Below are 12,701 nucleotides of genomic sequence, written 5' to 3'. Positions count from 1 at the left end.
ATGGCAAATCCTGATCTCAGCTTTGTGCGCGCCGAAATGGCAGGCGTTCAACCTCCGCCGCGTAGCGAGCGCGGCCTTGGCAGCTGGCTGCGCACCAACCTGTTCGCCACGCCCGTGGATGCCGCACTGTCGGCTCTCGCTATCCTTTTTCTGGCCTGGTTTCTGCCGCCGGCCATCAACTGGCTTTTCGTCAATGCCGTTTGGACAGGCCCCGATCGCACCGTCTGCAGCACGGTCGCCCAGGGCGGCATCCAGCCGGACGGCTGGTCCGGAGCGTGCTGGGCATTCGTCAATGCCAAGTTCCAGCAGTTCCTTTACGGACGCTACCCCTTCGGCGAGCGTTGGCGCGTTGATCTGACGGCAGTGCTCTTCGTGGCTCTGCTGGTCCCGCTGCTCATCCCGCGTGTGCCGCACAAAAGGTTGAATGCGCTTCTGTTCTTCGTCGCCTTTCCGGTTGTCGCCTTCTTCCTTCTCGTCGGCGGCTCGTTCAATCTGAGCTTTGTCGAAACGCCGCTTTGGGGCGGCCTCCTTGTGACGCTGGTTCTCTCCTTCGTCGGTATCGCCGTTTCCCTGCCGCTCGGCATCCTTCTGGCGCTGGGCCGTCGTTCGAACCTGCCCGTCATCAGGCTGCTTTCCATCATCTTCATCGAGACGATACGCGGTGTGCCGCTGGTGACGGTGCTGTTCATGGCCAGCGTCATGCTGCCGCTGTTCCTGCCGCCGGGCGTTACCTTCGACAAGCTGCTCAGGGCCCTGATCGGCGTCGCCCTGTTCGAGACCGCCTATCTGGCGGAGGTCATCCGCGGCGGGTTGCAGGCCATTCCGAAGGGGCAGTTCGAGGGGGCGGATTCGCTGGGCCTGAGCTATTGGCAGAAGATGCGGCTGATCATCCTGCCGCAGGCGCTGAAGCTGGTCATCCCCGGCATCGTCAACTCCTTCATCAGCCTTTTCAAGGATACGAGCCTCGTCTACATCATCGGCATGTTCGATCTGCTCGGCATCGTCCGGCAGAATTTCTCCGATGCGACCTGGGCCTCGCCTCAGACCCCGGCGACCGGACTGATCTTCGCCGGATTCGTCTTCTGGATTTTCTGTTTTTCGATGTCGCGCTACTCTATCTTTATGGAGAACAGGCTCGACACCGGCCACAAGAGATAAGGGAACATTTCAATGAAAGCACAACAAAGCGTCGTCGACCCGGAAGACATCCACGTCGACCACTCCCGAATGCAGGTTTCCTCCACCGATGTGGCGGTCGAGATCATCAACATGCACAAATGGTATGGCGATTTCCACGTGCTGCGTGACATCAACCTCAAGGTGATGCGCGGCGAGCGCATCGTCGTCGCCGGGCCCTCCGGCTCCGGCAAGTCCACCATGATCCGCTGCATCAACCGGCTTGAGGAGCACCAGAAGGGCAAGATTCTCGTCGATGGCATCGAATTGACCAACGATCTGAAGAAGATCGACGAGGTGCGTCGCGAGGTCGGCATGGTCTTCCAGCACTTCAACCTCTTCCCGCATCTCACGATCCTTGAGAACTGCACGCTCGCGCCGATCTGGGTGCGCAAGATGCCGAAGAAGAAGGCCGAAGAGATCGCCATGCACTATCTGGAAAGGGTCAAGATCCCCGAGCAGGCGAACAAATATCCGGGCCAGCTCTCCGGGGGCCAGCAGCAGCGCGTGGCGATCGCCCGCTCGCTCTGCATGAATCCGCGCATCATGCTCTTCGACGAGCCGACTTCGGCGCTCGACCCCGAGATGATCAAGGAGGTGCTCGACACCATGGTCTCGCTCGCGGAAGAGGGCATGACGATGGTCTGCGTCACCCACGAGATGGGCTTCGCCCGCCAGGTCGCCAACCGCGTCATCTTCATGGACCAGGGCCAGATCGTCGAACAGAACTCGCCTGCGGAATTCTTCGACAACCCGCAGCACGAGCGCACCAAGCTGTTCCTCAGCCAGATATTGCATTGAGTGATCAGTGAGTAGTGAAATAGTGAAATAGTGAGTAGGGCTTGCCGAGAAGCGCATCGGCTATTTTTTCCTACTCACTACTCACTACTCACTACTCACTACTCACTACTCACTACTCACTACTCACTAAATAAACCCCGTCCCATCATACCCATAAAGCCAATCGAGATCGGCAATAAACCGCTCCGGCGGGCGCGACCGCAGCAGCATGTTACGGCCGAGCGCCAGCGGTCCGGCGGCGTGATAGGCGAAGCGGTTGAGCGATCCGCGCCGGGCGACGCTGGCGATCCGCGCCAGCCGCTCCTCGTTGAAGCGGGAAAGCGCTGCCGGCCAGTCCACCGCATCGCCGCCAAGCGCCGCCGCAAGCGCGCAGGCGTCCTCGATCGCCATTGCCGCGCCCTGCGCCGCGAAGGGCGTCATCGCATGCGCTGCATCGCCGAGAAGCACCGTTCGTTCATTCAAGAGGAAGCGTGGACGATCGATCTGGAAAAGCGGCCAGAACGTCCATTGCTCCGCCGCTGCGCCGATGACGGCGTGGATCGCCGTATGCCAGCCGGAGAAGGCGGCGGCAAGCGCGAGGCTGTCGCCCCTGGAGGACCACTCCCGGCCCGGGTCGCGCCCCTTGGTGATCGCAACGAAATTGAAGAACTTCCCGGCCTTGACGGGATAGACGATGAAATGCACGCCACGCCCAAGCCACGCCGAAACGCTGTTTACCTCCGGCAGAGCGGCCCGGAGCGCCTCGGGCAGCGCTTCGGCGGCCAGGCTCGCCCGCCAGGCGATATAGCCGGTAAAGGCGGCGCTTCGATCATGCTCCACCGCGGCGCGGCGTGCCGACCATACGCCGTCGCAGGCGAGAAGCATCGTGCCGTGATGCTCCTCGATGCGGTCTCCGGCATCGATCCGTACCGTCGCTCCGTCTTTACCGGCCTCATGCGAGATCACGTTCGAGCCGAGCCTGATCGAAATCGCGGGATGGGCATGGACCGCAGCGATGAGCGCGGCCTGGAGATCGGCGCGATGGCAGACGAGATAGGGCGCATGCCAGCGGGTTTCGGCCGCATCGCCGAGCGCCATGCGCAGAAGGGTGGTGCCGCGCGCGCCGTCCTGCAGGTAGAGGGCGTCAGGCGTGACCGCCTGCGGCAGGAGACGGTCAAGCACGCCGAGGCGTGTGAGCAGGCGGGTGGCGTTGGGGGCAAGCTGCAGGCCGGCGCCGACTTCCGATAGCCGCGGCGCCTTTTCGAAGATGATGATCTCGAAGCCCTTTGCGGCAAGCGCCAGCGCCGCCGTCAGCCCCGCAACACCTGCTCCCGATATGATGATCTGTCTGACGGCGGAAGCTGTCATGGTCTATGGAAGCCGCTTGGTCGAACGGCCCTTTCCTCGGCGCCGAAACCGCCGCGCCGCGACAATCAGGCGGCTTTGTTGTCCGCTTCGACGTAAAGGCAGCCGGCCGGCTTCGTTTCCGTCTGGTGAAGATCGGGATTGTAGCGATAGAGCGTCGAGCAATAGGGGCAGACCATCTCCGTCCCGTCGCCCATGTCGAGATAGACATGCGGATGGTCGAAAGGCGGGTTGGCGCCGACGCACATGAACTCCTGGACGCCTATCTCGATGACCTGATGGCCGGTATCATTGTGGAAATGAGGAATGGCATGATCGGACATGTCGTGCTCCAGTGTCCATTTTCAATTTACCTGTGATCCGGTCCGAAGCGGTTTCTTCCCCGGGATCGTGCTATAATCAGCGCGTGTGTTACCGCGATTGATATGTTTTCGGAAGCGGTTTTATCGATTCGCAAGACATTTCAAATCAAGTGCTATCAAACTGTCATAAGACTTTCATAGGTTCTGTGGCTGATCCGGGTATACCGGACGGAACCGGAGTGTGGGTGAGATGAACGAAACGAACATGACAGCGATAGAGAAAGCCGCAACCAGGATCGAAGCGGAGGCGGCCGCCGCGCCGGGAGAGCGTTCTCTCCTGGAAAGTCCCGATCGTTTCGTCAATCGCGAATTCTCCTGGCTGCAGTTCAACGCTCGTGTGCTGGAGGAAGCCCGCAACGGGAAGCAGCCGCTGCTGGAACGCCTGCGTTTCCTCTCGATTTCCGCGGCCAATCTCGACGAGTTCTTCATGGTTCGGATCGCCGGCCTTGCGGGGCAGGTGCGCGCCGGTATCGCCACGCGCAGCGCCGACGGACGGACGCCGCAGGAGCAGCTCGAATTCGTGCTGGAGGAGGTCGGCAAGCTCCAGGCGGCGCAGCAGGAGAACCTGCACGGTCTGCTTCAGGAGCTGTCTCGCGAGAATATCGAGATCGTCAAGCCGGATGCGTTGCGCAAGAACGAAAAAATCTGGCTGGAGGACCATTTCCTCGAGACGATCTTCCCGGTCCTGACCCCGCTGTCGATCGACCCGGCGCACCCGTTTCCTTTCATCCCCAACCTTGGCTTCTCGATCGCGCTGCAGCTCGCCCGCCGCGCCGACAACCAGCCGATGACGGCGCTGCTGCGCCTGCCCGTTGCCCTCAAGCGTTTCATCCAGCTTCCAACCGAGAACGGCCACTACAGGTTCATCTCGCTGGAGAATGCGGTGAGCCTTTTCATCGGCCGGCTTTTCCCGGGCTATGAAGTGAAGGGCGCCGGCACCTTCCGCATCATCCGCGACAGTGATATCGAGGTCGAGGAAGAGGCGGAGGATCTGGTGCGCCTGTTCGAGAGCGCGCTGAAGCGCCGCCGCCGCGGCCAGGTGATCCGCATCGAGTTCGACAGCGAGATGCCGGAGCCGCTGCGCGTCTTCGTCGCCACCGAGCTTGCCGTGCCGGAAAACCGCATCAGCGTCTTGAAGGGCCTGCTGGCGCTCAGCATGATCTCCGAGATCGTCTCCATTCCGCGCGACGACCTGAAATTCGTGCCCTACAATCCGCGTTTCCCGGAGCGCATCCGCGAGCATGGCGGCGATTGCTTCGCGGCCATCCGCGAGAAGGACATCGTCGTTCACCATCCCTACGAATCCTTCGATGTGGTGGTGCAGTTCCTGCGTCAGGCGGCCGCCGATCCCGACGTGCTGGCCATCAAGCAGACGCTTTATCGCACTTCCAATGACAGCCCGATCGTCCGCGCGCTGGTCGACGCGGCGGAGGCAGGGAAGTCGGTGACGGCGCTGGTCGAACTGAAGGCGCGTTTCGACGAGGAGGCGAATATCCGCTGGGCGCGCGATCTGGAGCGGGCGGGCGTCCAGGTCGTCTTCGGCTTCATCGAGTTGAAGACGCACGCGAAGATGTCTCTGGTGGTCCGCCGCGAGGATGCGAAGCTCAGGACCTATGTGCATCTCGGCACCGGCAATTATCATCCGATCACCGCCCGCATCTATACCGATCTCTCCTTCTTCACGACGGACCCGGATATCGCGCGCGACGTCTCGCACATCTTCAATTTCATCACCGGCTATGCCCAGCCGACGGAGAAAATGAGCATTGCCGTGTCGCCGCTCACCTTGCGTGACCGCATCCTCAAGCACATCGACGATGAAATCGCCCATGCCAAGGCCGGCCGCCCCGCCGCCATCTGGATGAAGATGAACTCGCTCGTCGATCCTCAGATCATCGATGCGCTCTATCGCGCCAGCATGGGCGGCGTGGAAATCGACCTGGTGGTGCGCGGCATATGCTGCCTGAGGCCGAAGGTTCCGGGCCTTTCCGACAATATCCGGGCCAAATCCATCGTCGGGCGGTTCCTCGAGCACAGCCGCATCTTCTGTTTCGGCAACGGCCATGACCTGCCTTCGGAGAAGGCGATCGTCTATTTCGGCTCGGCTGACATGATGCCGCGCAATCTCGACCGCCGCGTGGAGACGCTGGTTCCCATCACCAACGCGACGGTGCATCAGCAGGTGCTTTCGCAGATCATGCTCGCCAACATCATTGACAACCAGCAGAGCTACGAACTACTTGCCGACGGTACCTCCCGCCGGATAAAACCTGCCGAGGGAGAAGAAGCCTTCAACGCGCAGGAATACTTCATGACCAATCCAAGCCTGTCGGGTCGCGGCAAATCGCTGAAATCCTCGGCGCCTCGCCTGATCGCCCATCGCAAGCGCGCCCGAGCCGAGAGAAACCGGACCGCATGAGTCTTTCCTTGGCTCAGGGGCGCCTGAAAGGGCGTCAGCCTGTCGCTGTCATCGATATCGGGTCAAACTCGGTCCGTCTGGTCGTCTATGAAGGCATCGTCCGCTCCCCGACGGTGCTTTTCAACGAGAAGATCCTGTGCGGCCTCGGCAAGGGGCTGGCCAGGACCGGCCGTCTCAACGACAAATCGGTCGACAGCGCATTGCGCGCGCTCAAGCGTTTCCGTGCGCTTGCCGAGCAGGCCGGCGCCTCGTCGCTGCACGCGCTCGCCACCGCCGCCGCGCGCGAGGCGGAGAACGGCCCCGCCTTCATCGCTGAGGCGGAAGCCGTGCTGGGCGAGCACATTCAGGTGCTCTCCGGCAAGGAGGAGGCCTATTACTCCGCGCTCGGCATCATCTCAGGCTTTCACAATCCGGATGGCATCGCTGGCGATCTCGGCGGCGGCAGTCTGGAGCTGGTCGATGTGCGCGGCCATACGATAGGCGACGGCATCACGCTGCCGCTGGGCGGCCTCCGCCTGCAGGACCTTTCCAACGGTAAGCCTGCCGAAGCGGCCAAGATCGCGCGTACGGAGCTCGCCCGGGCCAAGCTCCTGGATAAGGGGGAGGGGCGCATCTTCTATGCCGTCGGCGGCACCTGGCGAAATCTCGCCAAGCTGCACATGAGCGCCAAGCACTATCCGCTGCATATCATGCACGCCTATGAGATCGATCCGCACGAAGCGCATAATTTCCTGCTTCGCGTCGCCAAGGGCGATATCGACCATATGCGTGGCATCGAGGCGGTATCGAAGAGCCGCCGGCAGCTGCTCTCCTACGGATCGACGGTGCTTCTGGAAACCGTGCGCCGGATGAAGCCCTCGAGGATCGTCTTTTCGGCGCTCGGCGTGCGCGAGGGCTATCTCTATTCGCTGCTCTCCAAGCAGGAGCAGCGGGCCGATCCGCTGCTTGCCGCGGCGGAGGAGACAGCCATCCTGCGCGCCCGCTCGCCGCGTCATGCGCATGAGCTGGCCGACTGGACGGAAAAGGCCTTCGAGATACTCGGCTTCGACGAGACGGAGGACGAGGCGCGCTACCGCCGCGCCGCCTGCCTGCTCGCCGATATCAGCTGGCGGGCGCACCCCGATTATCGTGGATCGCAGGCGTTGAACCTCATAGCGCATGGTTCCTTCAGCGGCATCGACCACCCCGGCCGTTCCTATGTGGCGCTCGCCAATTATTTCCGTCACGAAGGGGTGGTGGATGATGCCGTGGCGCCCGAGATCATGGGCCTCGCAACACCACGCTTACGCGAGCGGGCGAAGCTTCTGGGCGCGCTGCTGCGCGTCGTCTATCTCCTGTCGGCATCGATGCCGGGCATCATCCCCCGCCTCAAATGGCGCGAGACGGAGAACGGCGGCCTTGAGCTCCTGGTTCCTAAGAGCCATGCCGAGCTGGTGGCCGGCCGGCCGGAAGGCCGCCTGCAGCATTTGGCCAAGCTCATCGGGCGCGAGCTGCATCTGGCGGTGGGGGAGGGGTAACGCCAGGAGAGAGCTCGTTTCGCCTCTGGCTTCGCTGTCCTTTGGCTACCTTATTGGCCGACTCAGGATGATCTGGCGATGTCCTTCTCGATCAACGGCTGGATGTAGCGTGTAAAGGGAACGCCCTTTGCGGCTGCCTTCGCCTTGACCGCGTCGAGCAGGTTCTGCGGAATTCGCATGTTGAGCGCTGCCGCCTTCTTCTCGAATTCGTAGCTCACCGGTTCCGCCGCGTTCCAATCATACTGGGACAGATCGGCTTGTTCGACAAAAGCCTCCGCCGCTTCATCCGTTGGCAGGCTTGGCCATGGCTTGCGTATACAAGCGCAATACGCCCCACACTTCATGGGCGAAGCCCTTTTACCCTCAATCCAGCTCCACCGCCGTGATCCGCCGGTTCTCGAACTTGATGCCGATTTCACCGCTGATGAGCTTCAGCGCCTTTTCGCCGAACACTTCGCGGCGCCAGCCGTGAAGTGCTGCCACCTCGGCCTTTTCCCCCTGGGCTGCAATCTTGTCGATATCATCGGAATTGGCGACGATCTTGGCGGCGACGCCATATTCTTCGGTGACGAGCTTCAACAGCACCTTGAGAAGATCGGCCGCCGCGCCCGCGCCTTCCGGCGAATGCGATTGCTTGGGCAGCCGCGGCATCTGGTCCTTCGGCATGGAAAGCGCTTCATTGACGACGGCGATCAGCCCGGCTGCCTGGCCCGAGCGCTCCCAGCCCTTCGGAATGGTCCTGAGGCGTCCCAGCGCCTCGGCGTCGGTCGGCTGCTGCTGGGCGATCTCGTAGATGGTGTCGTCCTTGATGACGCGGCCGCGCGGCACGTTGCGCTCGCGCGCCTCGCGTTCGCGCCACGCCGCCACCGCGCGCATGACCGCCAGTTCCGGCGGCTTGCGCAGCCTGGATTTGAGCCGCTTCCATGCATCGTCGGGATGGAGGTCATAGGTTTCCCGCGCGGTGAGGATATTCATCTCCTCATTGACCCAGTCGGCGCGGCCTTCCTTCTCAAGCTCCGCTTTCAGGTGGAGATAGATGTCTCTGAGATAGGTGACGTCGGCCAGCGCATATTCGAGCTGCTTTTCCGAAAGCGGCCGCCGCCGCCAATCGGTGAAGCGGGAGGATTTGTCGAGATGCGCGCCGGTCACCCGGTGGACGAGCTGGTCATAGGAGATCGCATCGCCGAAGCCGCAGACCATGGCTGCGACCTGGGTGTCGAACACCGGATGCGGGATGAGATCGCCCAGATGGAAAATGATCTCGATATCCTGCCGCGCGGCGTGGAAAACCTTCATCACCTTCTCGTCGGCCATAAGCGCGAAGAAGGGCTTGAGATCGAGATCGGGCGCCAGCGCATCGACCAGCGCCGTATGATCGGGAGACGCCATCTGGATGAGGCACAGCTCAGGCCAGAATGTTGTTTCCCTGATGAATTCGGTGTCGATGGTGACGAAATCGGATTTCGAAAGGGCGGAAACGGCCTCTTCGAGGCCCTGGGTCGTCGTAATCAGCTTCATGAGGTTTGTATAAGGGGATTACGTGAGCAGGGGAATAGGGGAATAGGGGAATAGGGGAATAGGGGAATAGGATGGACCTCCTCGGAGGAATCAGCCACCAACTCCCTTACTCCCTTACTCCCTTACTCCCTTACTCCCTTACTCCCTTACTCCCTTACTCCCTTGACAAATCCCGGTCAAAATGCGCTTGTCCGCCCGAATTTTCGGCGTGGCAACGCGCTTCATTTCCATAATTTCAGAGGCAGACATCATGCACCGTTACCGCAGCCACACCTGCGCAGCACTTCGCAAGTCGGACGTCGGCTCGACCGTCCGCCTGTCGGGCTGGGTTCATCGCGTCCGTGACCATGGCGGAATTCTCTTTATCGACCTGCGCGACCATTACGGCCTGACGCAGATCGTCGCCGATCCCGATTCGCCGGCCTTCAAGGTTGCCGAAACCGTTCGCGGCGAATGGGTGATCCGGGTCGACGGCGAGGTGAAGGCCCGCACGGAGGAAACGGTCAACCCCAACCTGCCGACGGGCGAGGTCGAGATTTTCGCGCGTGAGATCGAGGTGCTGTCAACGGCGAAGGAACTGCCGCTGCCGGTGTTCGGCGAGCCCGATTACCCCGAGGATATCCGCCTCAAATACCGCTTCCTCGACCTGCGCCGCGACACGCTGCACAAGAACATCATGAGCCGCACGAAGATCATCGCCGCCATGCGCCGGCGCATGGGCGAGGTGGGCTTCACCGAATTCTCGACGCCGATCCTGACCGCGTCGTCGCCGGAAGGCGCGCGCGACTTCCTCGTGCCGAGCCGTATCCATCCCGGCAAGTTCTATGCGCTACCGCAGGCGCCGCAGATCTATAAGCAGCTCATCATGGTCTCGGGCTTCGACCGCTATTTCCAGATCGCGCCCTGCTTCCGCGACGAGGACCCGCGCGCCGACCGCCTGCCGGGCGAGTTCTACCAGCTCGACCTGGAAATGAGCTTCGTCGAGCAGGAAGATATCCTGAAGACGATGGAACCGGTGCTGCGCGGCGTGTTCGAGGAATTCGCCGAGGGCAAGCCGGTCACGAAGGAGTTCCCGCGCATTCCCTATGATGAGGCGATGCGCAAATACGGTTCCGACAAGCCTGATCTGCGCAATCCCATCGTCATGGAGGCGGTGACGGAGCATTTCGCCGGTTCCGGCTTCAAGGTCTTCGCCAACATGATCGCCAGCGACCCGAAGGTCGAAATCTGGGCTATCCCCGCGAAAACCGGCGGTTCACGCGCCTTCTGCGACCGCATGAACTCCTGGGCGCAGGGCGAGGGCCAGCCCGGCCTCGGCTATATCTTCTGGCGCAAGGAAGGCGAGGCGCTGGAAGGCGCCGGCCCGCTCGCCAAGAACATCGGCCCGGAACGCACCGAGGCGATCCGTACTCAGCTTGGCCTCGACGACGGCGATGCCTGCTTCTTCGTCGCCGGCGACCCGAAGAAATTCGTCGCCTTCGCCGGCGCCGCGCGCACCCGCGTCGGCGAGGAGCTGGATCTCGTCGACCGTGACCGCTTCGAACTGTGCTGGATCATCGATTTCCCGTTCTACGAATGGAACGAGGACGAGAAGAAGATCGATTTCGGCCACAACCCGTTCTCCATGCCGCAGGGCGGCATCGAGGCGCTGCAGAATGCCGATCCGCTGTCGATCAAGGCCTTCCAGTACGACATGGTCTGCAACGGCTTCGAGATCGCCTCGGGCGGCATCCGCAACCATCTGCCCGACACGATGGTCAAGGCGTTCGAGATCGTCGGTTTCGACCGCGACACGGTGGAAGAGCGTTTCGGCGGCCTCTATCGCGCCTTCCAGTATGGCGCGCCGCCGCATGGTGGCATGGCGGCGGGCATCGACCGCATCGTAATGCTGCTGGTCGGCGCGAAGAATTTGCGTGAGATCACCATGTTCCCGATGAACCAGCAGGCCTACGACCTGTTGATGAACGCGCCGTCCGAAGCGACGCCCGCGCAATTGCGCGACCTTCACATCCGGCTCGCTCCGGTTAAGAAGGACGCCTAGCAAGCGATTCAGATGATTATGAAAAAGCCCGGCAGTGATGCCGGGCTTTTTTTGTTGAGATCAGGTGGGGATCGGTACGCCCCCTCTCTTGCGATTTGCTAACACTTGGCTTCGCTAAGATGTTGAAATCGCTTTCTCTCCCGCAAGGGAGAGATAAAGCTGCTGCATTGCCTACTTATTCGCCGTCACCGTCACATTGAGCAGATCCGGCAGCTTTTCGGGCTGCGCCGAGCCGGTGGCCATGAGAACGGCGACAGGGACAGGCGCGGACGGCGTTGCCCGGATTTCCAGAGACTTCGGATTGTCGATATAGGTGCTGACCGCCTGCGTCACCTGGGCGGCGAATGCGGCATTCTTCAACTGCCCGGCAAAGAGCGGCAGCACCGCCTTCACCTGGTTGGTGAGCGTCGCGCGGTCGCTGCCCTGCTGGTTGGCGAAATAGTCCAGGAGCTTGTTGGTGAGCGAAGCGTCATCGAAACGGATCGACGCGCCGTTTACCGTCAATTGCTGCATCAGGCCGAGCATTGCCAGCCCCGCCGCGTCGCTGTCCGGATTGTCGGAGAGGGTCGCCTGCGCCTCCTGTATTCCCTTGATGAAATCGAGCGTATAGCCGCCGAGGTCGAAGGTCATGCCGAGCGTGCCGCCGTCATCCATGACGAGGTTGAACTGATCGAGCTTGAAGCGCCCGTCCGGGACCGACCAGCTTCCCTTGGAATCGATATGGCCGTTGATCTTCTCGTAGCCGAGCGCCGTCAGCGTCTCCTTCGCCTTCGAAGGCTCTGCCTTGCTCAGATCGATCGCGATCTTGTCGACATCCCAGGTGTAGTCGATGGGAGAACCCTGCTTGAAAGGCGAGATCGTCGCCACGATGTCCTGCATCGTCGCGATGTTGTTACCGGCCTGATTGACGGTGATCTCGTTGATCTCGGCTTTCTGGTAGTAGAGGATGCTGGCCAGCGGATCGCTCGATCCCTTGGGCGCCAGATGGAGGTTTTCCATCTCCATGCCCTTGATCGCGATGTTCGTCCCCTCGAAGGAGAGAGTCATATCGGGTATGTCGGCCTGGCCGATATCGTAGCCGCCGTCGGACGCATCGGAGACATTGTTGAGCGCGACATCGCCGAGATCGATGGATTTTTCCTGCGCCGCCGTCCCCGGCGCTCTGACCGATGCGCCCTTCAGAACAACCGTCGAGCCGTTGGTTTCCACGCTCTGATAGGCGAGTTCGCCGCCCTGTGCCGCGTAGAGTTCCTTCAGGCGCTCCGCCACGGCATTGCCGTCGAATGCGAAGGCCGATCCCGCCATCATGAGCGACAGGGCGGACGCCGCAGCAAGATTGCGTGCCGTTGATTTCAGCATGGATATGACGGGCATTGGGGGCTTCCTCTTTGGTCGGTAGGCCGTTTTTCTACAGTATCGGCCCCGGAATCGGAATTGATTTTCGGCAATTAGAGTGCGCATTCGATTGCCTATAAAGTTCAACAACGACACAAACTGCGCCGATTGCTGGGTGCGGCGTAACG

The 12,701-nt window shown here is 61.6% G+C and carries 10 protein-coding genes; 5 read left to right on the top strand and 5 right to left on the bottom strand.

The genetic code is table 11. The annotated features are described in order from the left end of the window. Entirely contained in the window at positions 1–1,158 is a 1,158-nt protein-coding gene (locus ATN84_RS12360; protein ID WP_068881902.1) for an amino acid ABC transporter permease, read from the top strand. Positions 1,159–1,170: 12 nt separating this feature from the next. After that, positions 1,171–1,977, top strand: a complete 807-nt coding sequence (locus tag ATN84_RS12355; protein ID WP_068881901.1) for an amino acid ABC transporter ATP-binding protein — start codon at positions 1,171–1,173, stop codon at positions 1,975–1,977. 126 nt (positions 1,978–2,103) lie between these two features. Here ATN84_RS12355 and ATN84_RS12350 read toward each other — a convergent pair whose 3' ends face one another. Both ATN84_RS12350 and ATN84_RS12345 read right to left on the bottom strand, forming a co-directional pair. After that, on the bottom strand, positions 2,104–3,324 hold the full coding sequence (locus ATN84_RS12350; protein ID WP_068881900.1) for an FAD-dependent monooxygenase: 1,221 nt from the start codon (positions 3,322–3,324) through the stop codon (positions 2,104–2,106). 65 nt (positions 3,325–3,389) lie between these two features. Then, on the bottom strand, positions 3,390–3,644 hold the full coding sequence (locus ATN84_RS12345) for a zinc-finger domain-containing protein (RefSeq protein WP_068881899.1): 255 nt from the start codon (positions 3,642–3,644) through the stop codon (positions 3,390–3,392). A 229-nt stretch (positions 3,645–3,873) separates the two neighbouring features. Here ATN84_RS12345 and ATN84_RS12340 point away from each other — a divergent pair, with 229 nt between their 5' ends. Beyond that, on the top strand, positions 3,874–6,102 hold the full coding sequence (locus ATN84_RS12340) for an RNA degradosome polyphosphate kinase (protein ID WP_201026358.1): 2,229 nt from the start codon (positions 3,874–3,876) through the stop codon (positions 6,100–6,102). Continuing rightward, positions 6,099–7,619 carry an exopolyphosphatase gene (gene ppx / locus ATN84_RS12335; RefSeq protein ID WP_068881898.1) on the top strand — a complete coding sequence of 507 codons (1,521 nt, stop codon included), beginning with the start codon at positions 6,099–6,101 and terminating at the stop codon, positions 7,617–7,619. The genes ATN84_RS12340 and ppx overlap by 4 nt, the downstream gene beginning before the upstream one ends. A gap of 62 nt (positions 7,620–7,681) precedes the next feature. Here ppx and ATN84_RS12330 read toward each other — a convergent pair whose 3' ends face one another. Beyond that, the gene (locus ATN84_RS12330) at positions 7,682–7,963 is read right to left on the bottom strand and encodes a CopG family antitoxin (protein ID WP_068881897.1); all 282 of its coding nucleotides are present in this window, start codon (positions 7,961–7,963) and stop codon (positions 7,682–7,684) included. A gap of 19 nt (positions 7,964–7,982) precedes the next feature. Beyond that, positions 7,983–9,137, bottom strand: coding sequence for a ribonuclease D (rnd, locus tag ATN84_RS12325; RefSeq protein ID WP_068881896.1), 1,155 nt, complete (start codon positions 9,135–9,137; stop codon positions 7,983–7,985). Between the two features lie 250 nt (positions 9,138–9,387). Between rnd and aspS the strand changes: the two genes are divergently transcribed. Next, positions 9,388–11,178, top strand: coding sequence for an aspartate--tRNA ligase (gene aspS / locus ATN84_RS12320; protein WP_068882026.1), 1,791 nt, complete (start codon positions 9,388–9,390; stop codon positions 11,176–11,178). Between the two features lie 171 nt (positions 11,179–11,349). Here the strand turns inward: aspS and ATN84_RS12315 are convergent, their stop codons facing one another. Next, positions 11,350–12,552 carry a hypothetical protein gene (locus ATN84_RS12315; RefSeq protein WP_068881895.1) on the bottom strand — a complete coding sequence of 401 codons (1,203 nt, stop codon included), beginning with the start codon at positions 12,550–12,552 and terminating at the stop codon, positions 11,350–11,352. Positions 12,553–12,701 lie beyond the last annotated feature (149 nt).

This window comes from Paramesorhizobium deserti (assembly GCF_001558695.1).
In the GTDB taxonomy this organism is placed as follows: domain Bacteria; phylum Pseudomonadota; class Alphaproteobacteria; order Rhizobiales; family Rhizobiaceae; genus Paramesorhizobium; species Paramesorhizobium deserti.
The sequence above is the reverse complement of the archived record's forward strand: the minus strand, read 5'-3'. Positions and strand labels throughout refer to the sequence as shown.

Bases quoted from the DNA above. Each gene is read 5' to 3' on its own strand.
- ATN84_RS12340 (WP_201026358.1), top strand. From the start codon at position 3,874: ATGAACGAAACGAACATGACAGCGATAGAGAAAGCCGCAACCAGGATC.
- ATN84_RS12360 (WP_068881902.1), top strand. From the start codon at position 1: ATGGCAAATCCTGATCTCAGCTTTGTGCGCGCCGAAATGGCAGGCGTT.
- ATN84_RS12350 (WP_068881900.1), bottom strand. From the start codon at position 3,324: ATGACAGCTTCCGCCGTCAGACAGATCATCATATCGGGAGCAGGTGTT.
- aspS (WP_068882026.1), top strand. From the start codon at position 9,388: ATGCACCGTTACCGCAGCCACACCTGCGCAGCACTTCGCAAGTCGGAC.
- ATN84_RS12315 (WP_068881895.1), bottom strand. From the start codon at position 12,552: ATGCCCGTCATATCCATGCTGAAATCAACGGCACGCAATCTTGCTGCG.
- ppx (WP_068881898.1), top strand. From the start codon at position 6,099: ATGAGTCTTTCCTTGGCTCAGGGGCGCCTGAAAGGGCGTCAGCCTGTC.
- ATN84_RS12345 (WP_068881899.1), bottom strand. From the start codon at position 3,644: ATGTCCGATCATGCCATTCCTCATTTCCACAATGATACCGGCCATCAG.
- ATN84_RS12330 (WP_068881897.1), bottom strand. From the start codon at position 7,963: ATGAAGTGTGGGGCGTATTGCGCTTGTATACGCAAGCCATGGCCAAGC.
- ATN84_RS12355 (WP_068881901.1), top strand. From the start codon at position 1,171: ATGAAAGCACAACAAAGCGTCGTCGACCCGGAAGACATCCACGTCGAC.
- rnd (WP_068881896.1), bottom strand. From the start codon at position 9,137: ATGAAGCTGATTACGACGACCCAGGGCCTCGAAGAGGCCGTTTCCGCC.